Consider the following 23937-nt stretch of genomic DNA (forward strand, 5'->3'; position numbering starts at 1 on the left):
CACCGGATTCAGCTCGCGGGCGGGTGCCAGCGCACCGCGTCGCGCAGTATCCGGCGGGCGACATCGCCGACCGAAGCACCGGAGAGTGCGGCGAGGCGGTTCAACTCCGCGTGGCCTTCGGTCGGCGTACGTCCACCGTCGATCAGCACTCCCACAGCCCTGTTCGTCTCCGTGACGGAGGCGAGATCATGCCCGTCACGCACCGACGACTCGATGTCGAGATGGTCGTCGGTGTGCACGGCATCGGCACCGAACGTCGACGTTGCGGCCGCAGCAAGCGCGTTCAGGGAACCTGCAGTGCAGGAACGGAACAGGACATGCGCGGTCACCTCCGACTGCGGTACGTGCACGAGCATCACGCGCAAGGACGTGGCCGCGGACTCGACCTCATCGTGCACGGCGGCGGCCGCGAGCCGGATCCCCACACCGCTGATCTCCACCGTGACGCTCATCGTGGTGATGCATGCGACCGCGTCGTCGACATCGGAGACGAATTCGCGGGTCGATCGGGCCAAGTCGATGCTCGGGTCGTCCAACATCGCGGTGAGAACGTTCAAGTCGACTGTCAGACCGGCAGACAAGTGCATGAGAGAACCCCGAGGCGGTCCGATCGCCGGACGGGTGCTCCCGGATCGCATGTTCCGCGGTGGCGCGGTACACGGGTGAGCGTGCGGCTCGATTCGGAACGTCGGGCCTCGAGATCACTTACCGGGGCAGACATTACTCCCTGGTCACCGTCTGCGTCGACGCGCACGAGCCGACCTGGACGCTTCGGTGACCACACGGCGCGCGACGACGTCCATCTTGACGTGGTCGTTCTGGCTCAGGGTACGAAGCTGGGCGTACGCCTCGTCGGGTGTGCATCCGCTGCGACTGATGAGGATGCCCACTGCCTGTTCGATGGAGGAGCTGCTGCCGAGCGCCTTCTCGAGGTGCTCGGTCAACCGCTTCGCACTGGCCAGTGCGCGGGCGTTCTGCACCGATATCGCCGCCGGGATCGCGAAGAACTGACCGAGTTCCGCGGCCTGATCGTCGAATGCATCGGGGCGGCGGGCGTACACATTCATCGCACCGAGAACACCGCTGTCGGTGATCAAGGGCAGGGACAGGGCGCTGTGCACGTTCAACACGGCGACGCGTCGACCGAAGTCCGGCCATTGCGCGTCGGTCTCAAGTTCCCCCGACCGCACGGTTCGCCCCTCCGACGCTGCGGTGATGCACGGCCCCTGCCCGAGTGCGTACTGGATGTCGTCGACGTCGCGGACGAACGCTGCGCTGGCGACGATGGTCGCGGCCCGCTCCGGGTGCAGCAGGGTCAGTCCTGCGCCGTCGGCACCCGGGATGGCGCGCACTGCGTACTCGGCGACGTGAGAGAGCATGTCCGGAAGAGACAGTGTGGTGGTCGCCAGACGACTCAGGTCGGCGAGGGACGACCTGGAGTCGTCCTCGACCCGGCCGGCGCCGGCGTGTTCGAGGTCGATGCGTCTGTCGTCCTGCACGTCCATCGGGTCTCGATTCGTCGTGGGCGCACGCGCAAGACGACGCGTGCGAGCCCACGGGTGACCCTACCGGCGTGGCGCGGCAACCACGGCGCCGATCAGAACTCGATCACCTGACGAGCTGTCACCCGGCCGGCGAGGAGGTCGGCGAAGCACTCGTTGACGTCGTCGATCGTGCGAGACACGGCGGAGACCGTGGTGCGGCCGGCGGCGTGCAGGGCGAACACTTCCCGCAGGTCCTTGCGCGTCCCGACGATCGAGCCCAACACCGAGATTCCCCCGACCACAGTCTCGAAGATCGGAATCGGAAACACACCGTCAGCCGGCATGGACACGCACACCAGACGCCCACCGCGCCGCAGCGAGCGGAACGCCTGGTCGAACACGCTGGGGATCACCGCGAGGACGATCGCGACGTCGGCACCGCCGAGTGCTGCGATGGCCTCCACGGGATCGGTCGTCGAGGAATTGACGGTGTGATCCGCGCCGAGTTCGCGCGCCAGGTCCAGCTTGCCGTCGTCGATGTCGACGGCGGTGACGAAACCGCCCGCGATCTTCGCGTACTGCACGGCCATGTGCCCCAGGCCGCCGACGCCGAAGATGGCCACCCTCTGCGTCGGTGTCACTCCGCCGACCTTGACGGCCTTGTACGTCGTGACTCCCGCGCACGTCAGCGGGGCGGCGTCGAACGAGGAAATCTCGTCGGGAACTCGGACGACGTAGCGAGCATGCGCGACAGCATATTCGGCGTAGGCACCGTCGACAGAGTAGCCGCTGTTCTCCTGCTCCTCGCACAGTGTCTCCCACCCCGACACACAGTGGTCGCACTCCCCACACGCGGACCCGAGCCAGGCGATGGCGACGCGTTCACCCATCCGTGTGTCCGACACCTGCGTCCCCACCGCCTCGATGACACCGACCCCCTCGTGGCCGGGAACGAACGGCAATGTCGGTTTCGCCGGCCAGTCGCCGGTCGCCGCGTGAATGTCGGTGTGGCACACACCGCACGTCTCCATCTTGACCAGAACCTGCTCGGGCCCGGGTGCAGGTATCGGAAGATCCTGCACGGTCAGGGGTTTGCCGAACTCGGTCACTACAGCGGCTCTCATCGAACTGGTCCTCCATCGATACGTTCCGTGCCGTTCTCGATGATCGAGCGATGCACTGCGCTCATCGTCGCTTCGACGTCGCCTGGCGGGTAGTGCCGGAAGTCATCCGCGAATCCTCGTCCGCGACGGTCCTTGTGCTCTGGTCGGCGCGGAACGCTGCGGCCATGCTCGGTGTCATGACAGCGTCGACGCCCCGACCATCAACCTCTGGAGGAGACACCCGGGGGTTCGAACCGGCGATTCGCTCACGACAGGTGAGCGGGCGGCGGACTACGTACGCAACGGAATGGGCTCGTGGCCGTTCGTCTTCCTGTTCCTCGGGACGATGGCACTCTGGGCGGCCTACAACAAGGGCGGCGGTTTCGACCCGTATCCGTTCATACTGCTCAACCTCTTCCTGTCGATGATCGCCGGACTCCAGGGGGCGATCCTGTTGATCTCCGCGAAACGCGCGGACTCGATCAGCAGCGAGGTCGCCGTACACACCTTGGCCAACACCGCCCTCCTCCGCGACATGATCGAAGCCAATACCGTTCTCACGAAATCGATTGCGGGCCTGTCCACCGAGATCCACGAGCACGTGTGCGCGCCCGCCCCTCCGACCGGATGACGGTGCAGCAGTCATCGACCTCGATCGTCGAATTCCGCCGACGTTCCGAAAGGACCTCCCCCATGACCACTCCCGCACCCATCTCGATCGGTATCGACGGTTCCGACACCGCCCTGGCCGCCGCTCGATGGGCGGCCGCATTCGGGCGTGTGACGCACACACCGCTGCGGGTGGTGCATTCGATGCACGTTCCCGGCTGGTATCTCGGCAGCGCCGCGTACGTCTCGGAGATACCGCTGTCGGACGAGATGCACGCCCTCGGACGCCGACACCTGGACGCGGCCACCGACGCCATCGTTGCCATCGACCCTGCGGCGGATGTGGAACGAGTCGGCACAGAACTGTCCATCACCGACTACCTCGCGCGGGTGGATTCCTCACTGGTGGTGCTCGGCTCAGGACGTACCGGCCCCGTCCGCGACATCGTGCTGGGCGGCAACACCATCCGCATCATCGGTAGGGTGCAGTGCCCGGTGATGATCCGGCGTCAGGACGACATCGACACCACGACGCACCACCCCGTCGTGGTCGGTGTCGACGGATCCCCGGAGTCCGGCCGGGCAATGCTGGCCGCGTTCGAGTACGCAGACCTGCTGAACGCACCCGTGACGGCCGCCCATTTCTGGGGCGTGTCGATGAAACTCGGCCTCGCACTGGGCGCCGGCTACATCGATTGGGAGCGTGTGGGCCGGGAGGAGCGGAAGTGGCTGTGGGACCGAGTCGAGAATTTGCGACAGAAGTTTCCGGATGTGTCGGTCGGCATCTCGACCTCCAGTGCATCCCCGTCGATGGCACTGCGCGCCCTGTCGACGTCGGCGCGGCTCGTCGTGGTCGGCAGCCGTGGACGGGGCAGGGTCTCCGGCGCCGCTCTCGGATCGGTCAGCCAGAACATGGTGCACCATGCCCGGTGCAGTGTGCTCGTGGTGCGATGACTCCTGCCGTCTTCCGGGACCGGTCTCGGCCTTCGTGCCGCTGGGCCACACCGGTGCTCTCCGAGCGATACTCGGGACCGGCCCCGTCCGAGAGGGCAGTGTTCGTCAGTCGTGACCGTGGTTCCGCCGGTAGACGCGCCGCTCCTCGGCGGCACTTGCCCGTTCGTGCGCCGGGATCCGGTGGTCGAGTCCGTGTTGCCGCAACCTGAACTGGGTGTACACCTGCCGTAAACCCACTGCGAAGTACAGGACGGGAAGCAGGATGAGCGACATCATGCCCAGGACCACCCACCGTGGACCCGGGAGCAGCAGGAAAGCCGACAGCAACGGAACGAGGGGGATCGAGAAGCGGAGAATGTATCGGGCCCACGCTCCTCTACCCAGGAGGTCGTCCTTCACCCACGGCCCCAGGACCGGCGGCAACACGCCGCCCACGTTGTATCGTGCCCATTGCTGACGAGTCGGTTCGATCACGCCCATCATGCTCGGCCCGTCCGCGTCCGGAGCGCAGGGCCGTTCGGCACGCGTCGAGCGCCGAAGGTCCCCAACCTCGGATCATCGGCCCGGTCGCCGCAGGCTTCACCAGTCAGCGGCCTGCAGGAACGACGATCACCGGAATGTGAACACTGTGCAGCACCGCCTGCGACGTGGAACCGAGCAGCAGCGAGGCGAGGCCGCCCCGGCCCCGCCTACCCATCACCACCAACTGTGCGCGCGAACCCTCACGGACCATCTCTCGCACCGGGCCGTCTCTGGCCACCACTCGGCGAATGGTCACATCAGGGTAGTCGTCGTACCGCCCGGCAAGGCTTTTCGACAGAGCCACGTTCTGCACGGCTCCGTCCTGTCCGTGTGAGCCGACATCACCGGCAAGAACACAGCCTGTGTCGGTGTCGCTCCAGGCGTGGACAGCGACGAGATCGACGCCTCGTAGCGAGGCTTCCTCCACGGCAAGATCGACCGCTGCCTCGCTGGCCGAGGTGCCGTCCACCCCGACCACCACCGGGCCCTGCGCGCACTGCGCCGACGGGACCACCACAACGGGGCACGTGGCATGGGTCGTGACCGCCGCACTCACCGATCCGAACACGCCATCGGCGAACTTCCCGAGCCCCCTCGACCCCAGCACGATCATCGAGGACGGCTCGGCGAGCCCCGCCAAGATGTCGACGGGGGCACCGTGTTCGACTCGCGAGCCGATGTAGATCGTCGATGATCCGCCCACTGCGCGGGCCGCGCGAACCGCGATGCTCGAGATGCGGCCCGTGTCTGCTCGACGATCGGTGCGGTCATCGGCCCGCAATGCCAGGGACGAGCCCGAGATTCGTGGGACCCGCGGGGCCACGGTGACGAGTTCTACCGGCACTCGGCGGGTCACCGCGTCGCGCACCGCCCATCTGACGGCGTGCAATGATGCCGCCGATCCGTCGACACCGACGACTATTCGACGCACTTCACTCACATCAGGTCCGTCGCCGGACGCCGCGCGTCCTGCGGGCCTCCATCGGTGTCCCACCGTTGTTGCGCCACAGCCGGGTCCGTGAACGGCGCCATGTCCGTCAACGTCAGACCGAGAAGCTGCTGCACGGTCTCCGCGTTCCCCGCTCTTCCTGCGTTCGTCATGATCGCCCGCGCCGCGGGCCCGCTGACCGAGGTGGGCACGACCAGCATGACGATACGACTCCCGTCGGAACACAACAGTGACACCGTGTGGCGGGGTTGGCGGTGGTATCCGTCCAGATGAACCCGGTCGCCACCCACTCGTATCTGCTTCGGCGCGTGCGACCACTCGTCGAGACGATAGATCACCCGCTCGACCTGACTCCCGCGCTGCGCCACCTCCCAGAGCAGATGCGGCAGCACTGCTTCCAGGTCGCTGCTGCCGGGGCGCCATCCGCCGTCGACCGGGCGGAGCGCGCCGGCAACGACGGGGCGCACGATCACGGTTCGCCCCCGATCCACGTCGCCTACCGACTGGCTCGATGGACGCAACGGTGTGGTGGTGGGTGTCACTGGGCCCTCGTTTCTCGGATCGCACGGTCTGTGGCGGATCCACTCGATCGTGGACGAGTTGCCGACGGCGCGACAGAGCACAAAGGACTCAGTCGGTGGGACCACCGACCCGCGCGGAACACCTTTGCTGGTCGTGAACTGTCACGGCACGCGGTACGCGACGATCCGGGCCACCGCGCTCCGATGCCTGATCGAATATCGCTCAGGCGCAGGTTATTTCACGGAGTGTAGGGTTCGCAGTAGCTCCACGACGAGGTAGCGCACCGAGAATGCCCGTGCGGGACTGACGCCGGGAGCTGTGGACGTACCCGCCCGGCGTGGGCGGGTACGCCCGCGTTTGCGTGAGCACCCTGCCGCGATTGTTGCGGACACCGAAAAGATCAGTGTCGATCCTCCTGCGTGATCGAGTCCGGCGGCGCGGTCAGTGCCGAATGTCCGACAATGACCTCACCCCGGCACGTCGTCACAGGCACGCAGGGCCGCAGTCAACGCTTCCTGGACGGAGACGTCGTCGTCGATGGCTCTGCGCATCTCGGCGTTCTCTCGGGCGACGGTCAGCGGCCTGTCGATACTCCACTGTCCGCGCTCACCGGCGAGCCGACGTTCTCGTTCCTTGGCCCGGCAATACGACGAGAACGCCCGATCCTGCTTCCCACGTTCTGTGGCCACGCTGTCAGACCTGACGGTGTCGGTCCGGGGATCGACCATCGCCTCGAGCAGGAGACCCGATGGCGGGCGGCTCGACCCCCCGTCCTCGGATCGTGGATCGATGCCCAGGGTCTGCCGCAGATGATCGTGAATCGGGGTGTCAATCATGTGAACTCGACCTTCTCGACCCGGGCGTGCAGTCGATTCGGTGTACAGGGCGGCTGTCACGGCGCCGCACCGACTCTGCAGCGAGCTACCGGGTTACACGCCTACCGCAGCGGACCCGGCACCGACGGGATCAGTGGTAGTGGTGCAATCCGTCCTGAACGGTCATGGCTACACGACTCTTATACCGACCGTCTACTGGAACCAGTACAGACACGAACACAACGCCCTGACCAGCAGGTACGAATCGCCGATGTTCGCCCGATAGCCCCGACTCCGAGGATTTCGAGTTGAAAGTCATGAATATGTAGTGAGTGGCACCGAAACCACAAAAGCCCCTGATCAGCGTATCCGCTGATCAGGGGCTCTTTCTGGTGCGCCCACAGGGACTCGAACCCCGGACCCAGTGATTAAGAGTCACTTGCTCTACCAACTGAGCTATAGGCGCATGGTCGGAGCGGCTCGCGCTCCTCGGTGCGTGAAAGACATTAACACCTGGCGCGCATGGAGTGAAATCGAGTCACTGACCTGCGCAGATGCTCAGCTGACGATCTTGCGGATCACCAGGATGGCGACGACGGCGCCGACGCCGATGAGCGAGAACTTCACGGCGGGCTCGTTGAGGGTGCCCACGACGCTGCGCTTGGTGTTCTCGACCAGCCGCTTCGGGTTGGCGCGCACGCTGAGCTCGTCCAGGGTCGACGCGAGCTGGTCGCGTGCGGCCTCGATGTCGCGCTCGATGTTGTCGGTGTTGCGTGCCACGAAAGCCCTCCCGGCTGGACGAAGATGCAGAACTTCTGCGGTCGCCTCAAAGCCTAGAGCACGACGCCCGGCGCGCCTGCCCGGCTCGGACGAGTCGGCTAAGTTTGGCATCGTGACCACGACCTCGAGACTGTCCGCAGGCGACGCTGCTCCCGCCCTGTCCCTCCCCGACGCCGACGGCAACACCGTGTCGCTGGCGGACTACGCCGGCCGACGCGTGGTCGTCTACTTCTACCCCGCCGCGGCGACGCCGGGGTGCACGAAGCAGGCGTGCGACTTCCGCGACAGCCTGGCGCAGCTCAACGATGCGGGCCTCGAGGTGATCGGGGTGTCGCCGGACAAGCCCGCCAAGCTGGCGAAGTTCCGCGACGACGAGGGCCTCACGTTCCCGCTGCTCTCCGATCCGGAGAAGTCGACCTTGCAGGCGTGGGGCGCGTTCGGCGAGAAGTCGATGTACGGCAAGACCGTCACGGGCGTCATCCGCTCGACGTTCGTCATCGACGCCGACGGCAAGGTCGAGGTGGCTCAGTACAACGTGAAGGCCACCGGCCACGTCGCCAAGCTCATCCGCGATCTGAAGCTCTGAGCCGCCACTGCTCGGGCAGGCGGCTCAGGAACGCTGCTTCGGCCACCGCGATGGTCTCGATCTCGCTGGGGTCGACGCTCTCGTTCGGTGCGTGAATGGTCGACAGCGGCTCCTCGACGCCCATGAGGACGACCTCCGCGTCCGGAACCGCGCGCTGCAGCGCGGTGCACAGCGGAATGGAACCGCCCTGCCCGGCGAACTGCACGGGCTCGCCGTAGGCGTCGCTCAACGCGGTCATCAGCGTGCCGTACGCGGGGCCGTCCGTACGGGCGGCGAAGGGTGATCCGACGGCATCCGGCGTGACCGTCACCCGCGCGGACCACGGCGCCGCATTCGTCAGGTGAGTGACGAGCAGATCACGCGTCTTCTCGGCGTCCATGCCGGGCGGTACGCGCAGTCCGATGCGCGCGGACGCGCGAGGCACCACGGCGGCGGCGCTTCCCACCACGGGTGGGCAGTCGATGCCCATGACGGTGACGGACGGCCGGGCCCAGAGATGGTCCGCGATGGACCCGCTCCCGGTGAGCTCCACACCGTCCAGCACGCCCGCATCCGTCCGGAAACGCTCGACCGGATACTCGGCACCGTCCCACACGCCGGAACCGTCCACCCCGTCGATCGTGGTGTCTCCGTTGACGTCGTGCAGTGTGGCGAGCATTGCCACGAGGGCCACCAGTGCGTCGGGCGCAGGACCGCCGTACATGCCGGAATGCACTGCGCCGCGGAGTGTCTCGACGTCGACCCGCACGATCGCCATGCCGCGCAGCGACGTCGTCAGCGTCGGCGTTCCGACGGCGATGTTGCCCGTGTCGCCGATGACGATCACATCGGCCGCGAACAGTTCGGGACGATCGTGCACCAGGTCCTCGAGGCCACCGGTCCCGGTCTCCTCCGAGCCCTCGCACACCACCACAATGCCCACCTCCGAGTCGGAGCCGAGCGCACGGAGCGCCGCGAGGTGCATCAGCACGTTGCCCTTGCAATCGGCCGAACCGCGGCCGAACCAGCGACCGTCCCGATCGGTCAACTCGAAAGGCGCGCTGTTCCACAGCGACTCGTCGCCCGCAGGCTGGACGTCGTAGTGCGAGTACAGCAGGACCGTCGGAGCACCGTCCGCGGCGCGGCGCCGACCGATGACGGCCGCCGATCCGTCGGACGTCTCGTGCAACTCCGTGTCTTTCACGCCGGCGTCGCGGAACGCGTCCCGCACCCACTCCGCGGCGGAGCGGCACTCGGACGGCGGCGCCTGCTCGGGATCGGCGATGGAGCGAAAGGCAACGAGGTCTGCCAGTTCGGCGCGCACTCGCGGCATGCTCGCACGCACGCGGTCTCGGAGCTCGGACAACTGCGCATCGGTACCAGAGGTCATGGAAAACAGTCTGGCACCTCGACGCGTCGACCTACTGCGGGAACTCCTGGTTCAGCCACTGCCCGGTCTGCTGCCAGTGCTTCGCCCACGCCTCGTCCTGCAGCTGCTGCGGGGACTTGTTCGGATCCTGCTCGGGCACCGGGACGGTGAACTGCGGAGCGGGTACCGCACTGGGAGAGGACGACTGCTGCTGTGGCGGCGTGGTGGTCCACGGCGTGGGCGCCGGCGCAGCGGCGGTCGGCGACCAGGGTGCTGCCGACGGCGCGGTCCAGTCGGAGGCCGCGGCGTCTGCTGCGGCGTCCTCTGTCGGAACCGGCGCTGCCGGAGCAGCGGGGGCCGGCGACGCGGCCGGAGCAGCGGGAACCACCGGTGCCGCGGCTGCGGGAGCATCTGCCACCGGGGACGCGGAGCCACCGTTCGGGGCCTGCTGCTCCGCGGCGGTGTTCTGGGGCACGCTGTCCGATCCACCGGACATCACGGCAGCGGTACCGATGCCCGCCGCGACCAGCGCTGCTGCGGCGGCAGCGCCGGCGAACCCGACGAAACGGCGCGAGCGGCGACCGGTGGGAGCGACGGACGCGGCCGTCACCACCGGGATGGCCTCGGTCCGAGCATCGTCGATCGGATCGACGACAGCAGGCGCCACGACGGCGGGGAACACCTCGGTGCCGGTGTCGGACGACGTCGTGGGAGGAACGGCCTTGTCGACGGGCGTGACCTCGTCGGCGGACGCGACTCGGGGGCGAGCAGCCGCGGCGGCGGCACCTGCCACACCGGCACGTGCCGCTGCGGACTTCGAGATCGGCGACGCGGACGCGCCCGACTTCACGACGCCGGACTTCCCCGCACCGGTCGCAGACCGGCGTACCGGCTTGGCCGGGACGGGACGCGTCGGGCGCAGAGGTGGGCGGGCTGCCGCTGCGGCGGCGGCGACAGCGGAGGGTGTGGTCCGCTGCCAGGGCGCGACATCGTCGGCAGGAGGAGTGGCGTCGTCGTCGAGTGTCGCGCCGGCGGCGGGCGTGTCCGCGACGACCGGGGTGGGAGAGTCGAAGACGGGAACACCGAACGCGAGTTCGAGGATGGGCGGAGCCACGTCGATGTCAGCGGCAGCGCCCGAGGTCACGACGGACATGACACAGGCGTCGGCGACGTCCACCAGGTCCCACAGCATCGGCACCGTCAGCCCGATCTGCTCGGGCGAGAAGTCCTCGAGGTCGATCGACTCGGCGACGCCGAGGTCCGACCCGTCGATGGGAGACAGCAGGGACGCCGTCACCGTGGACCCGTCCAGGTGATACAGCAGAACGGCGGAGACCACGGTGGTGTCACCACGGGTCTCGGGTGCGCTGCTGTTGCGGGGGGTGTCGTTCATGATGTGCCTCCTCTTCTCGAAGACGAACCGGAAGCCGACACAGCCGTCGTGACTCCCCCGAGACCGGCCTGAACGATCGACTACTTGCTCCGTCAGTGAACGATGCGTCTTGTAACAGTCTCTAAACATACCGTAAGTTCATATTGAATGCGGCCGAACGGTAGCTCACTGTTCGAGAACGGTGGGTCGACCGATACTGTTGGTGACGTGGAGTCGACCGACGGAGCACCGGGGCGCAGCACCCCGATCACCGAGGAGACAGCGCACGAACAGGGCCTTCACGACGAGACCGATGTCCGCGACGGGGCCGACACCAGCGAGAACGCGGACGAGAACGAGCCCGTCGAGCTGCTCCCCCGCCGCCGCCCCACCCAGGAGCGCAGCAAACGGAAGTTCGACGCGTTGTTGACGGCGTCGCGCGAACTGTTGACCGACGTGGGGTTCGAGTCGTTCACGTGCGAGGAGGTCGCGGCCCGCGCCGGGCTGCCCATCGGCACGCTGTACCAGTTCTTCGCCAACAAGTACGTCATCGTGTGCGAACTGGGTCGCCAGGATCTCGCAGGCGTGCGCCAGGAGTTCGCCGATTTCGACGGGGAGGTTCCGTCACTCGACTGGCTACGCTTCCTCGACGACTTCCTGGACCATCTCTCCAGCCTGTGGACGTCGGATCCGTCCCGACGCGAGGTGTGGTTGGCGATGCAGTCCACCCCGGCCACACGCGCCACCGGCATGATCCACGAGAAGGCGTTCGCCGCCCAGGTGGAGCGGGTGCTCGCACCGCTCACACCCCGCACCCCACGTGCCCGCCGCAACCTCATGGCCGAGGTGCTCGTGCACGTCGTCTACTCCATGCTCAACTTCTCGGTGCAGGACGGTCAGAGTCACGCCGACGCCGTCGCCGAGCTGAAGCGCCTGATGGGCGCCTACCTGTTGGTGGCAGAAAAGGAGAGCCGACGCTGATCGCGTCGGCTCTCCTCTTCTCCGTCATTCGTCTGACGATCACTCCTCGAGGATCGCCACCGCTCCCGCCATGTCGCCGTCGTGGGTCAGCGACAGGTGGATCTTGACCGTCGGCAGGAACTCCGCGGCCATGCCGTGCAGCTTGATCGACGGACGTCCCCACGCGTCGTTGACGACCTCGATCAGCGGGTACGGGTTGTCGCCGATCTGGGGCGCACGAGCGAAACGTGATGCGGCCCAAGCCTTCAGCACCGCTTCCTTCGCGGCCCACCGCGCGGCGTAGTGCCGCGCGGGATCCGCACTGCGCGTGGCGGCGTGGCGGCGCTCGCCGGCAGTGAAGCTGTCGCGGACCATGGTGGTCCCGACCTTCTCCATCTGCTCGGCGAACTCCGAGACCGACACCAGATCCAGACCGACTCCCAGGATGCTCACTCGGCCACCGTACGGTAGACGTCGTCCGCGCCGAGGCGAGAATCTTCGCTCAGCAGCAGATCGATCTCGAGCTCGTGCTTCGCATCGCTCGACGTGCCGTCGTGGCCCAGTCGGCGATCCTCCGGACGCTCGTACAGCGAGGATCCGCCGCACATCGCCTCCATCAGCCGCCGCTTGCCGGCCACCACACGTGCCTGCGCCTTCGCCGTGTACTCCTCGCGCTGCGCGGCCGGAACCGCCTCGAGGAACGCCTGCGGGTGCACCACGGCGATGATGCCGGACACATGGCCGAAGCCGAGGCTGGTCAGCAGACCGGCCTTGAACGGCAGCCGCTCCCCGAAGCGCAGCGGTTCGCGTACCCAGACCAGGTTCTCGAACTCGGTCATCGTGTCGTCGACGCAGTCGAGACTGCGGTTCGGCGGCACGACGCCCTCGGCCAGCACCTGGCACAGACCGATCAGCTGGAAGGCAGCGGCGCCGCCCTTGCTGTGTCCGGTCAGCGACTTCTGCGAGACCACGAAGAGGGGGTTGCCCTCCGTGCGGCCCAGTGCTCGGGCCAGACGCGTGTGCATCTCCGCTTCGTTGGGATCGTTCGCGTTGGTCGACGTGTCGTGCTTGGAGACGATCGCGATGTCGTCCGCGGAGACGCCGAGTGCGCTGAGCGACAACGCCATCGCCGAGTCCTGACCGCCGCGGGCAGCGCCGAGGGCGCCGAGACCGGGAGCCGGGATCGACGTGTGCACGCCGTCACCGAAGGACTGCGCCCATCCGACGACACCGAGGACGGGCAGGCCCATCTCCAGAGCGAGGTCACCGCGAGCCAGCAGAATCGTTCCGCCGCCGTGCGACTCGACGAAGCCGCCGCGTCGACGGTCGTTGGCTCGGGAGAACCGGCGATCCGAGATGCCCTTGGCGTGCATCGCCGAGGCCTCCGCCGTCGCCGACATGTCGCCGAAGCCGATGATGCCCTCGGTGCTGAGGTCGTCGAACCCGCCGGCCACGACGAACGTCGCCTTGCCGAGCCGGATCTTGTCCACGCCCTCCTCGACCGAGACCGCCGCCGTGGCGCAGGCCGCGACCGGGTGGATCATCGCGCCGTAGGACCCGACGTACGACTGCACCACGTGCGCCGCAACGACGTTCGGCAGCGCTTCCTGCAGGATGTCGTTCGCACGAGCGTCACCCAGAAGGGTGTCGATGTACAGCGAGCGCATCGACTCCATGCCGCCCATACCGGTGCCCTGCGTGTTGGCGACCAGCGAGGGGTGCGTCCAGCGCATGAGCTCGGACGGGGTGAAGCCGCTGGTGATGAACGCGTCGACCGTGCAGACGATGTTCCACAGCGCGACCCGGTCGATGGAGCTCGCCATGTCCGGCGAGATGCCCCACTTGGTGGCGTCGAATCCCGTGGGGATCTGACCACCGACCGTGCGCGTCAGCTTCATCTGACGCGGTACGCGGATCTCGGTGCCCGCCTTGCGCGTGACCTGCCAGTCACCCTCCGCGTTCTGGTTCACGACCGTCCGCTCGGGATCGGCACCGACGAAGGCGCGTGCCTCCGCCTCGCTGCCGACGACGAACGTCAGATCGTTGTCCAGGAACACCGAGGTGAGCAGCGGCGCGGTGTTGTTCACCATCGCGCCGTCGTCCTCGTACTGCCGGATACCGCAGCGTTCGACGACCGTGTCGTGGTACCGGTCGGCGATCTCCGCCTCGGGCACCAGATCGCCCGACTCGGCGTCGTACCACCCCGGCTTGGGATCGTTCTCCCAGACCACCAGACCGGTGTTCCACGCGAGTTCGAGAACGCCTGCCGCCGAGAGCTTCTCGTCGACCTCCATCTCGAAGCGGGTGCGTGCGCTGCCGTACGGCCCGAGCTCGCCCGTTCCGACGATGACGACCATCTCGGACGGCTCGATGTCCAGAGCGGTCCACGCGGGTGCTGCGGGCTGCTCGTCGAGCCGCGGCGGCGCGGGAAGCGCGTCGACGGTGGCGAGTGCCTCGGCGACGGCGTCGTCCGCGACGGCCTCGTCGGCCGCCTGCTTGGCGAGTGCGGCCAGATCGAGGCCCGCCTCGGCGAGGCCGCCGGTGAGATCGACCTCGAGCGGTGCCTGCGCGGCGGCGGTCCGGGACTCCTCGTCGCAGGTGGCGAGCAGCTGCTCGGCCATCTCCGCCGTGGACCAGGTGCGCACACCGGCTGCCTCGGCAGCGTTGGCCACCGGGTCGTTGTGACCCATGAGGCCGGTGCCGCGGACCCAACCGATACGGGCGTGCACCAACGTGACTCGCTCGGCCCAGGTGCGCTCCGCCTTCCAGCGGTTCACCACGGCGTCGAGCGCTGCCTTGGACTCGCCGTAGGCACCGTCGCCACCGAACAGTCCACGGTTCGGTGAACCGGGAAGTGTCACGTGCAGACGGGTGTCGACGTCGCGGTCGTGACCGATCTTCGACAGACCACCGATGAGACGCTCGACCGACCAGAGCAGGACGCGCATCTCCATCTCGGCGCGGGCACCGGCGTCGGACAGCTCGCCGGCGACCCGCGGTGCCGCGAAGGGGAACAGCATCGTCGGGGTGACGGCGGCCTTGACCAGCTTCTTCGCGCCACCGGCCGAATCGATCTGGTCGCTGCCGATCCACTCGATCAGGGCATCGACGTCGGCGTACGAGGCCATGTTCGCCGGGACCACCCAGAGGGCTGCTCCCGCAGTGGCATTCGTGCGGTAGAGCTCACGGTAGAACCCGACTCGGCTCTCGTCGAGACGCGAGGTGGTGAGGAACACGGTCGCACCGCCGGCGAGCAGTTCCCCGGTCACCGCAGCGGCGATCGAGTTCTTGCTGGCGCCGGTGACGACCGCGACCTGTCCGGTCCAGCGGGTGGACGCCTCGGTCGACTGCGCCGCAGCCGACGCGATGGCGCCGTAGGTGGCCGCCAGGTCGCCGCGCCCCTGGGCGTCAGCCTTCTGCTGCCACCAGCTCGCCTGGGACGCGACCGCCGTACCGGTTCCGGCGAAAGTGTCGACAGCGAGTGCCTGAGCCTTCTCGTCCCCCAGCCACAGCCGGGCGAGATCCTCACGCGCACTGGCCCAGCGGTCGTCGATCAGCACCGCCTTGCGGGCGTCGAACGACGGAGCGACCAGACGCGGCCAGTCGGTGCCGAGCTCGGTGGACACCAGGTCGACCAGCTCGGCCTCGCTCGCGTCCGCCTCGGGCAGAGTGAGGTTCTCGGCGAATCCGAGCTGTTCGAGGACCAGTCGGGCCGCCGAGGCCAGCACTCCGCTGCGCCCGGTGATGTTCTCGGTGAACTCACCCAGGGCGGCCGCGTCGACGGTGCCACCGCCGCCGCTGCCCCCACTGGAGGGCATGGACACCTGGATGCCGCGTCGCTGACCGACCGCAGTCACGGCTGCGTCGATGACCGCGTCGACCGCGGCACCGTCGGCGACGGCACCGTCTGCGAGACCACCGAGGTCGCCGCCGCGGATCGATGCGCCGTCCCTGGTGCCGAGAGCGACCTCGGCGGTGACGTGGTGGGCCCACCCGTCACCGAGCTGCCACACCTTGGCGACGCGCTCCGCGATGGAGCCGGGACGACGTCCCGACGGTCCGAACACCTTGCGCAGGTGATCGTTCACCGAGTCGCTGAGCACCGGCCCGAACGGACGGTAGGTACGTGCCAGCTTGTTGACGGTGCCGGCGAGGGCACCCATGTCGGCGTCGGCCGCGCCGTCGATCGCACCGAGCGACAGCTCGGAACCGAGATCGACGAGCAGCTGGTTACGCCGGGACGAGACGCCGTCGCACAGTGCCTCGATGGTGTCGGCGGGGCCGATCTGATCGATGCGGAGCTTGGTCCACAGGGCGATCAGCACGGTCGTGGCGTCCGACGCCGTGAACGCGATATCGTCGGGACGCGGCCCACCGGCCGGTGCCGCGGGAGCAGCGACCGGGGCGGCGACGGCTGCCGGGGCAGCCGCCGGATCTGCAGCGGGAGTCTCGGACTCGGGCTCGTCCACCATCTCCGGATCGGTGTCCGTGGAGAAGACGACGGCCGCGTCGCGCTCGATGTTGAGCACCTCGACGGGGTGGCCGATGCGACCGGGCAGCTTCAGCGTGTTGGTCGCCAGGTTGGCCACCGTGGGAACGGATCCCAGACCCACCTCGACGAAACGCTCGATGCCCAGTCCGCCGTCCGACTCGTCGGCGAACAGCAGGTCCTGCGTCTCGATCCACCGGACCGGGCTGGCGAACTGCCATGCCAGCAGCTCGGTCAGGATCACGCGGCACAGATCGGCCGGGCGGGCGGCCCAGTCGTCCCACCGACCCAGTACGTCGGCCAGCGGCTCGGACGGCACCAGGTCGGCGATCTCCTGCACGAAGTCACGATCGAGCGTGAACAGACGCGGAACCAGGTTGGGGATGTAGCGGCCGACGAGGATCGACGGGTCGATCGTCTCCGGGAGCAGCTCGAGGAGACGGGCCCGGAAGTCGTCCACACCGCCGCGCAGAACGGTGGAGTGGAACGGGACGTCGATGCCGGGGACCAGGATGAAGGCCCGCTTGCCGCCGAACTCGGCACGGCGACGGTCGATCTCGCGCTCGAGCTCCTCGAGACCCGCGACGGTGCCGGCGATGGCGTACTGGGAGCCGCGCAGGTTGAGGTTGACCACCTGCAGGAACTCGCCGGTGCGCTCACCGATGGACTCGACGAATCCGATGACGTCGTCGTCGGCGAGGCCGACCTGGGACGGACGGATAGCGGCCATGCGGTACTGGCTGCGGCCCTTCGCATCACGCGGGACCAGCTGGTGCATGGCGGAGCCGCGCTGGAAGACCACTTCGAGGACGGCCTCGAGCGGCAGGACCCCGGCGACGGCGGCGAGAGCGTTGTACTCACCGACGGAGTGGCCGGCGAGGAACGAGTCCTCGACGAACGCGCCGGACTCGCGGAGCTCAGCCACCTGGGCGACACCGAGCACGGCCATCGCGACCTGGGTGAACTGGGTCAGGTGCAGGACGCCGTCGGGATGACGGTGGGTCACTCCCCTGGCGCGCAGCTCAGTCGGGTTGTCCCGCACGACAGCGAGAATGGAGAAGCCGAGGGCAGCGCGGGTGTGCTTGTCCGCACGCTCCCAGATCTCACGGGCGGCCTTCGAGCGAGCCCGTGCGTCGAGTCCCATGCCGGGCTGCTGGATGCCCTGACCCGGGAAGGCGTAGACCGTCTTCGGTGCGGCGATGCGGCCGGTGGCCATCATGACCATGTCGCCGTCGACCTTGCAGGAGACCTCGACGATCTCGGAACCGGCCTCGTAGCCGACGCGATCGACGCGGACGTCGATCGAGGCGCCGGGACGCACCATGCCGAGGAAGCGCGTGGTCCACGCCGTGAGGCGACGCGGCGGAGTCGTCGCGGCCGGATCGACGGCGGTGACCACCTGCTGCGCGGCAGCCGAGAGCCACATGCCGTGCACGATGGGATCGCCGAGACCGGCGAGACGTGCTGCGGCGTCCGAGGTGTGGATCGGGTTGTGGTCGCCGGAGACCTGAGCGAACGCACCCATGTGACGCGGAGCCGTGATGGTGGTGTCGCGGCGACGGCGGCGCGGGGTCTCGACCAGCGCGTCGGTGACCGACCCGCCGGCGCGCGGCGGATCCGACAGCGTGCCGGTGCCGGTGCGGCCACGGATGGCGAACCGCTCGACGAGGGTGGCGACGACGGGAGCGTCGAGGCCCTCGCCCAGCATGGCGCCGATCTCCACGGAGACCTCGACCACGCGGCCGAGATCGGTGTCGACGACCTCGCCCGACTGCGCCTTCACCACCAGGATGCTGTGGTGGTCCGGCAGCGTGCCCATGAGATCGATGCGGTGGTCGAGGTGCACCAGGTCGAGCATGCCCTCGATGACGGAGCCGGCGTCGGCGGTACGCGCCGAGCCGAGCACGGCGAACACGGCGGGCCAGCACGCTCCGACGAGGACGTCGGGCACGGCCGAGTGGCCGACGCCGTAGTCCGCGGGGAGGCCGGAGCCGGTGACGCCCGCATGGTCGGCGACGAGGTCGGGCGACCAGGCGATGTTGAGACGAGCAGCGCCGCCCTTGACGGTCGGGAGCTCCTGTCCCGCAGCGACTCCGAGCAGCGCGGACATCGACGACTCGGCGTCCGCGTCGGTGACGAGCGGCGCTCCGCCGTCGACCGCGGAGGCGGGGACGGTGATCCGGATGTCGACGCTCTTGCCGGGCGAGAGCGGGACCGAGAGGAGCACCTGGTCCGAGCCGGCGACGGTCAGCGTGGCGCCGGTACGGGCGTGGGTGGCGGCCTCGTCGGACACGACGTCCCACTCGGACAGTGCACCGAGTCGACGAACGGGGTTGGGTGCGAGGCGCGATGCCCAGGTGATGTCCGGAGCGGCGAGCACCATGCCCACGAGACCGCCCGCGATGTCGGGATGACGGCGGGTGGCGACGGCGACGGAGTCCGCGCCGGAGCCGAGCAGGCGGTCCGCGGTGGCCTTCTCGAAGCGGTTCAGCAGATCGCCGACCGGCTCGTTCAGCCGGTCGATGCCGGCGACTGCCACGGTGCCGGGGATGACGCAGACCTGGTCTGCCGAGTACCGCGCGTCGTGGGCCTGCCACAGCGAGTCACTGCGCCACCAGCGGCGGACGTCCTTGTCCACGACGGGAACGAAGTTGACCGGCTTGCCGGGGATGCGGCACAGCGAGATGAAGAACGGCACGTCGGCCGGGTGCAGCTCGACCGTCGAGGCGTCGGGGTAGGCCGCGACGAGTGCCCGCAGGGCATCGGCGGGGCGATCGAGGATGTCGTCCTCGGCGAAGAGGGTGGGAACGGGGCCACGGTCGACGGGGTGCAGGCGGGCCTCGGCGCGCTGGAGCATGTCGCGGAAGCGGACGCGCCACGTGACGTCGAGCCACGGAGTGTCGGTGTCGATGTCGTGCCCGACAGCGAGCTCGAGGTAACGCTCGAGCCAGCGCAGGTACGTCATGGACGCGACGTCGCCGAAGTACGGCTTCGCGGTGGCGTCGAGAGCGGCGATGATCTCGTCGCGGCGGGCGGCCACGGCCTCGTCGTCGCCGGCGACCTCGTCGAGCAGACGACCGGTCCGCGAGGCGGCGTTGTCGATCTCGTGGATGTCCGCGCCGAGCTGGCTGCGGCCGGAGGCCATGCCGCCGATCGCGGTGCCGGCACCGACCCAGTCGGGCGTTCCGGGGGTGTCGACGAGGAGCTGCTTGACCTCGGGGGACGTTGTCGCCTCGAGCGTGGCCATCGCGGCGGTGCCGACGAGGATGCCGTCGAGCGGCATGGCCGGGAAGCCGGCGGCCTCCGACCAGCGTCCGGTGAGGTAGTCGGCTGCGCGCTCGGGAGTTCCGATGCCGCCGCCGACGCAGATGACGATGTTGTCGTGCGACCGCAGCTCCGCGTAGGTGGCTACCAGCAGGTCGTCGAGGTCCTCCCACGAATGGTGGCCACCGGCGCGGCCACCTTCGATGTGGACGATGACCGGGTAGTCCGGAACCTCGTTGGCGATGCGGATCACCGCGCGGATCTGCGCCACCGTGCCCGGCTTGAAGCAGACGTGGCTGATGCCGACCTCGGTCAGCTCCTCGATGAGCGCGACGGCCTCGTCGAGCTCGGGGATGCCCGCGGTGACGACGACGCCGTCGAACGGCGCACCCGCCGTGCGGGCCTTCTGCACGAGGCGCTTGCCGCCGAGCTGCAGCTTCCACAGGTAGGGGTCGAGGAAGAGCGAGTTGAACTGCACGGACCGGCCCGGCTCGAGGAGCTCCTGCAGCTCGGCGACGTGGCCGGCGAAGATCTCCTCGGTGACCTGTCCGCCACCGGCGAGCTCGGCCCAGTGGCCGGCGTTGGTCGCGGCGGCGACGATCTTCGGGTCGACGGTGGTCGGGGTCATGCCCGCGAGCAGGATCGGCGACCGACCCGTCAGCTTGGTGAAGGACGTCTCGACGGCGGTGTATCCGTTCGGGAGGGTGACCACGGACGGGGCGAAGTCGCTCCACGGCCGGTCCACCTCGGGTGCGGCGCCGGGAGTGAGGAGGTTGCGGTGCCCGGTGCGGGTCGACGCGGCGACGACGCCCACGCCGTGGCCACTGATGTTCGATGCGGTCAGGCGGGTGAGGGCGTCACCGGGACCGAGGTCGAGGATCCACGAGGCGCCGGCGGTGACCACGGACTCGGTCGCGGCGACCCAGTCGACCGGATCGACCAGGATGGCCTGCGCGAGTGCGCGGGCACGAGAGACGTCGACGCCACAGCGCTCGGCCCACTGGCCGACGACGTCGACGGCCTCACCCATCTGCGGGTGGTGGAAGCCGACCTCGATGTCGAGGGGTTCAAAGACGGGAGCGAAGATCGCGCCGCCACGCTTCTTGGCGTCACGCTCGCTGGTCTCGGTGGCCGAGATCTCCTCGCAGCGCTGCTGCACGCGGACGAGCTTGGTGTACGGACCGCTGAGGACGACGCGGCGGCGACCGTTGCGGATGGCGACGACGGCGGACGTCGTGGCGTCGTCGCCCGCGACCTCGTCGACGATGGCCTGCAGACGGACGGGGTCGACGGCGGAGACGGCGATCATGGGAGCCCGCTCGCCCGAGCCGATGAGGGCACGGCGGCGGCCGACGAGACCGGCTGCGGCACCGATGAGCTGCGCAACGGCCAGCAGTTCGGCGTCACTGCGTCCGAGATCGGCGACAGCCGCCTCGGCGAGGACACCCTGCGAGTGGCCGATGACGGCGGAGGGCGGAGTGGCGGTCCAGTCCAGTCCCTGCACCGACAGCGCGCGCAGTGCGGCGATCTGGGTGAGGAGGACGCCGGGGACGGAGACGGCCGCGGAGGCGAGGGCTGCGGTGGACGGACCGGCCGACGGATCGTCGGCGAGCTCCTGCTCCAGCATCCAGGCGATGGGATCGAAGCCGAGGGGCCGCACGACCAGGAGCTCCTGCGCCACGGGCGCGAGGATGTCGGCCGCGGTGTTGACGAGATCGGTGATCTGCGGCTCGAGTGCACAGTCCCGGGTCAGCTCGTCGAGGGTGGGCAACCAGGGCGCACCCTGGCCACCGAAGGCGAACGCGTAGGGCTCGCCCGCGACGAACCGCTCCGCGAGCGACTCCGCCCGATCGGTGGAGCGCTGGCGGTTGGGGGGAGTGCTCTCGTTGATGGTCACGCGTGCGTGTCCTCTCCTACCTCGGATCGCGAGGTGCTGGGTACTTCTGACGCTGGGCTCGTTCGACGTGGCTGAGTTGTTCGACGTTGCTGGGCCACCGGCGACACGAGACTCCGGGAGCCCGAGACGGTGGGCAGTCATCATCGACGGACCACTCGCATCTCGTGGGCTCAAGGATGACACGGAATCATGAGGAATTCCTCACGTTCTGTTTGACGTCCTAGTGCTACCCGCGGGTACGTCGTGATCGTGGCCAGAAACGGCGGCTCAACTGACCCGAAAGTAGGGTCGATCGCTGCAGACCAGGGCGGTTTCCGCGGGCGAGGAACCTGAGGTATTCCTCGTGTTCATCGTTACCAATTCGTTATACGAGCGGACGGGCGGTTCCTGTCGGACCGTCCGTCTACCTTCCTGATCGCACACGTCGTGCACCGAGACCGGGGGGACTCACATGACCGACACCATCGCAGCGATCATCGACCGTTCGACGCAGACTGCCACCGCTACCGCCGTCGACGCGGTGATTCCACGGGAGACCTGGCCGTTCTGGTTTCCGGGGTGGGCCGGGGACGTCGAGGCCGCTCTCCTCGACGCCGTGTTCTCGTCGAGAGCGACGTACGGCGGTCCCACCACGGGAGTGCGCCGGGTGATCGCCGCGTGGCGGCGCTCGCGCATCGGCGCGGTGGACGATCTCCGCGCTCTCACCACGCTCGATGCCGACGTCGTGGACAACCGGCAGCGGGTTCCGGGGAATCACTCGACCAAGGCCGACGCCGCGCGGGCCGTCGCCGCCGCACTGCTCGCAGTCGGGGTGACCAGGGCGACGGACGTGGACGGGTCCGAGACGCAACACGACGCGTTCGTCTCCGTCGCAGGTGTCGGCGAGCTGTCATGGGAGTGCTTTCTCGGCGCCCTCGGCGTCGCGTCACCGCTGAGCGACGCCGGGGTCGACGACTTCCTGCGCGTGACACTCGCCGTGACCGTCGACGGAGTCGAGGACCGGACTGCCGTCCTGGACGCGGTCGCAGGTGACCTCGACACCGACCGCGCGACGCTGCGGCACGCGGTGTGGCGCTACCAGCGTTCGCTCGTCCGCAGGCCGCGGACCCGCGAGGTGCCAGCGCATCCTTCTTTGACGCAGATGCCTCTGGACGACTCGAACGACGAGTGAAGTATTCGGAAGCTCGGTTGCGCGACGCGGTCGCGCGCTCAGTCAGTGTCGCCGGGGTGCTTCGGCACCTCGGCATCACACCGGCGGGCGGTTCCCACGCTCACATCTCCCGACGTATCAGGAGACTCGGTATCGACACCGCGCACTTCACCGGACAAGCCCACCGTCGTGGGCAGTCGGCGGCGAACCGCCACTCTGCGGCCGACATTCTCGTCATCCGCCCGAGGGGCGCCGCGCGGGCGAAGCCTCATCACCTACGTCGGGCGTTGAGAGAGTCGGGGGTGCCCGAGTCGTGTGCGGGCTGTGGGCTCGGCGGAACGTGGAACGGCGCGCCCCTGCGACTCCACGTCGACCACATCGATGGAAACAACCTCGATTGTCGACTCGTCAATTTGCGGTTCCTGTGCCCCAACTGCCACAGCCAGACCTCGACGTGGGCCTCACGCACGCCCGTCTACGGCGACGACTTCTCGACTGTGGCCCGCACCGAGGTCGTCTAGACTCACCTGCACGCGCGAGTGGCGGAATGGCAGACGCGCCACACTTAGGATGTGGTGTCCGACGGACGTGGGGGTTCAAGTCCCCCCTCGCGCACCAGCAGGTGAGTCCCACCACGACCCCTACGACGCGGTGTCGTTGACCGTGCGCGGTCCGGTACCGTCGTGGTGTGGATCAGAGCCGGGACACCACCTCCAGGACGCGCCGACCAGCACTCATCGTGCTGGTCATCGTCGCTGCCTGCGGATGCCTGGCGCTCGGATACTGGCAGTGGGAACGATTCGAATCGTCGTCCGGCACGGGTCAGAATCTCGGCTATGCCTTCCAGTGGCCCCTCTTCGCCGCCTTCGTCGTGTTCGCCTACCGACGGTTCGTCCAACTCGAGGACACCGTGGACGAACCGGTGGAGTCCACGGTGATCACCGAGATCCCCACCGATCTCCTCCCGCAGCGCCCGACAGCACGGACGACCCGCATGCCCGACGACACTGCCGACGACGAGGAGACTCGTCAACTGCGGGAGTACAACAGCTATCTCGCGGAGTTGGACGCCGGCCGCGAGAACGACAGGAGCACTTCGTGAGCACCGCAGAACCTCGCCCCGCCGCTCGAAG

Annotated in this window: 18 protein-coding genes and 2 tRNA genes; 7 read left to right on the top strand and 13 right to left on the bottom strand. The window is 68.5% G+C overall.

The window, feature by feature from the left end; translation table 11 throughout:
• Positions 1-8: 8 nt before the first annotated feature.
• The 3 genes from QRN16_RS09605 to adhP all read right to left on the bottom strand — a co-directional run bounded on the left by QRN16_RS09605 (position 9) and on the right by adhP (position 2608).
• Positions 9-587, bottom strand: coding sequence for a hypothetical protein (locus QRN16_RS09605; RefSeq protein ID WP_285185922.1), 579 nt, complete (start codon positions 585-587; stop codon positions 9-11).
• Between the two features lie 144 nt (positions 588-731).
• Positions 732-1505 carry a GAF and ANTAR domain-containing protein gene (locus QRN16_RS09610; RefSeq protein WP_285185924.1) on the bottom strand — a complete coding sequence of 258 codons (774 nt, stop codon included), beginning with the start codon at positions 1503-1505 and terminating at the stop codon, positions 732-734.
• Between the two features lie 92 nt (positions 1506-1597).
• The gene (gene adhP / locus QRN16_RS09615) at positions 1598-2608 is read right to left on the bottom strand and encodes an alcohol dehydrogenase AdhP (protein WP_285185926.1); all 1011 of its coding nucleotides are present in this window, start codon (positions 2606-2608) and stop codon (positions 1598-1600) included.
• A gap of 286 nt (positions 2609-2894) precedes the next feature.
• Between adhP and QRN16_RS09620 the strand changes: the two genes are divergently transcribed.
• Complete coding sequence (locus QRN16_RS09620; RefSeq protein ID WP_285185927.1) at positions 2895-3218, top strand: DUF1003 domain-containing protein; 324 nt, start codon at positions 2895-2897, stop codon at positions 3216-3218.
• 62 nt (positions 3219-3280) lie between these two features.
• A complete protein-coding gene (locus tag QRN16_RS09625; protein WP_285185930.1) occupies positions 3281-4150 on the top strand; it encodes a universal stress protein in 870 nt (289 codons plus the stop codon).
• 105 nt (positions 4151-4255) lie between these two features.
• Here QRN16_RS09625 and QRN16_RS09630 read toward each other — a convergent pair whose 3' ends face one another.
• From QRN16_RS09630 to QRN16_RS09655, 6 genes are all read right to left on the bottom strand, one after another.
• Positions 4256-4624: a DUF5313 family protein gene (locus QRN16_RS09630; RefSeq protein WP_285185933.1), complete on the bottom strand. Its 369-nt coding sequence runs from the start codon at positions 4622-4624 to the stop codon at positions 4256-4258.
• Between the two features lie 112 nt (positions 4625-4736).
• Positions 4737-5612 carry a universal stress protein gene (locus tag QRN16_RS09635; RefSeq protein ID WP_285185935.1) on the bottom strand — a complete coding sequence of 292 codons (876 nt, stop codon included), beginning with the start codon at positions 5610-5612 and terminating at the stop codon, positions 4737-4739.
• A complete protein-coding gene (locus QRN16_RS09640; RefSeq protein WP_285185937.1) occupies positions 5609-6088 on the bottom strand; it encodes a DUF5994 family protein in 480 nt (159 codons plus the stop codon). Before QRN16_RS09640 ends, QRN16_RS09635 begins: the two co-directional genes overlap by 4 nt.
• Positions 6089-6610: 522 nt before the next feature.
• On the bottom strand, positions 6611-6979 hold the full coding sequence (locus QRN16_RS09645) for a hypothetical protein (RefSeq protein ID WP_285185939.1): 369 nt from the start codon (positions 6977-6979) through the stop codon (positions 6611-6613).
• A gap of 369 nt (positions 6980-7348) precedes the next feature.
• Positions 7349-7424 (bottom strand) — tRNA-Lys (locus tag QRN16_RS09650).
• 92 nt (positions 7425-7516) lie between these two features.
• Positions 7517-7738: a DUF3618 domain-containing protein gene (locus tag QRN16_RS09655; protein ID WP_027505503.1), complete on the bottom strand. Its 222-nt coding sequence runs from the start codon at positions 7736-7738 to the stop codon at positions 7517-7519.
• Between the two features lie 112 nt (positions 7739-7850).
• On the opposite strand from QRN16_RS09655, the gene bcp reads away from it, so the two are divergent.
• Positions 7851-8324 carry a thioredoxin-dependent thiol peroxidase gene (bcp, locus tag QRN16_RS09660; protein ID WP_285185942.1) on the top strand — a complete coding sequence of 158 codons (474 nt, stop codon included), beginning with the start codon at positions 7851-7853 and terminating at the stop codon, positions 8322-8324.
• Here bcp and QRN16_RS09665 read toward each other — a convergent pair.
• Complete coding sequence (locus QRN16_RS09665; RefSeq protein ID WP_285185943.1) at positions 8302-9693, bottom strand: dipeptidase; 1392 nt, start codon at positions 9691-9693, stop codon at positions 8302-8304. The genes bcp and QRN16_RS09665 overlap by 23 nt on opposite strands.
• 31 nt (positions 9694-9724) lie before the next feature.
• Entirely contained in the window at positions 9725-11065 is a 1341-nt protein-coding gene (locus tag QRN16_RS09670) for a hypothetical protein (protein ID WP_285185946.1), read from the bottom strand.
• A 348-nt stretch (positions 11066-11413) separates the two neighbouring features.
• Here QRN16_RS09670 and QRN16_RS09675 point away from each other — a divergent pair, with 348 nt between their 5' ends.
• Positions 11414-12025, top strand: coding sequence for a TetR/AcrR family transcriptional regulator (locus QRN16_RS09675; RefSeq protein ID WP_027505499.1), 612 nt, complete (start codon positions 11414-11416; stop codon positions 12023-12025).
• Positions 12026-12064: 39 nt separating this feature from the next.
• Here the strand turns inward: QRN16_RS09675 and acpS are convergent, their stop codons facing one another.
• Together acpS and QRN16_RS09685 are read right to left on the bottom strand one after the other, a co-directional pair.
• The gene (acpS, locus tag QRN16_RS09680; protein WP_027505498.1) at positions 12065-12457 is read right to left on the bottom strand and encodes a holo-ACP synthase AcpS; all 393 of its coding nucleotides are present in this window, start codon (positions 12455-12457) and stop codon (positions 12065-12067) included.
• A complete protein-coding gene (locus QRN16_RS09685; protein ID WP_285185949.1) occupies positions 12454-21654 on the bottom strand; it encodes a type I polyketide synthase in 9201 nt (3066 codons plus the stop codon). Before QRN16_RS09685 ends, acpS begins: the two co-directional genes overlap by 4 nt.
• Positions 21655-22105: 451 nt before the next feature.
• Between QRN16_RS09685 and QRN16_RS09690 the strand changes: the two genes are divergently transcribed.
• From QRN16_RS09690 to QRN16_RS09705, 3 genes are all read left to right on the top strand, one after another.
• On the top strand, positions 22106-22825 hold the full coding sequence (locus QRN16_RS09690) for a DUF8548 family protein (protein ID WP_285185954.1): 720 nt from the start codon (positions 22106-22108) through the stop codon (positions 22823-22825).
• Between the two features lie 512 nt (positions 22826-23337).
• Positions 23338-23422 (top strand) — tRNA-Leu (locus tag QRN16_RS09700).
• A 70-nt stretch (positions 23423-23492) separates the two neighbouring features.
• The gene (locus tag QRN16_RS09705; protein WP_285185958.1) at positions 23493-23906 is read left to right on the top strand and encodes a transcriptional regulator; all 414 of its coding nucleotides are present in this window, start codon (positions 23493-23495) and stop codon (positions 23904-23906) included.
• Positions 23907-23937 lie beyond the last annotated feature (31 nt).

The sequence above is a fragment of the Rhodococcus sp. MEB041 genome, assembly GCF_030208955.1.
Taxonomy (GTDB): domain Bacteria; phylum Actinomycetota; class Actinomycetes; order Mycobacteriales; family Mycobacteriaceae; genus Rhodococcoides.

Bases quoted from the DNA above. Each gene is read 5' to 3' on its own strand.
- QRN16_RS09605 (WP_285185922.1), bottom strand. From the start codon at position 587: ATGCACTTGTCTGCCGGTCTGACAGTCGACTTGAACGTTCTCACCGCG.
- QRN16_RS09610 (WP_285185924.1), bottom strand. From the start codon at position 1,505: ATGGACGTGCAGGACGACAGACGCATCGACCTCGAACACGCCGGCGCC.
- adhP (WP_285185926.1), bottom strand. From the start codon at position 2,608: ATGAGAGCCGCTGTAGTGACCGAGTTCGGCAAACCCCTGACCGTGCAG.
- QRN16_RS09620 (WP_285185927.1), top strand. From the start codon at position 2,895: ATGGGCTCGTGGCCGTTCGTCTTCCTGTTCCTCGGGACGATGGCACTC.
- QRN16_RS09625 (WP_285185930.1), top strand. From the start codon at position 3,281: ATGACCACTCCCGCACCCATCTCGATCGGTATCGACGGTTCCGACACC.
- QRN16_RS09645 (WP_285185939.1), bottom strand. From the start codon at position 6,979: ATGATTGACACCCCGATTCACGATCATCTGCGGCAGACCCTGGGCATC.
- QRN16_RS09665 (WP_285185943.1), bottom strand. From the start codon at position 9,693: ATGACCTCTGGTACCGATGCGCAGTTGTCCGAGCTCCGAGACCGCGTG.
- QRN16_RS09670 (WP_285185946.1), bottom strand. From the start codon at position 11,065: ATGAACGACACCCCCCGCAACAGCAGCGCACCCGAGACCCGTGGTGAC.
- QRN16_RS09690 (WP_285185954.1), top strand. From the start codon at position 22,106: ATGACCGACACCATCGCAGCGATCATCGACCGTTCGACGCAGACTGCC.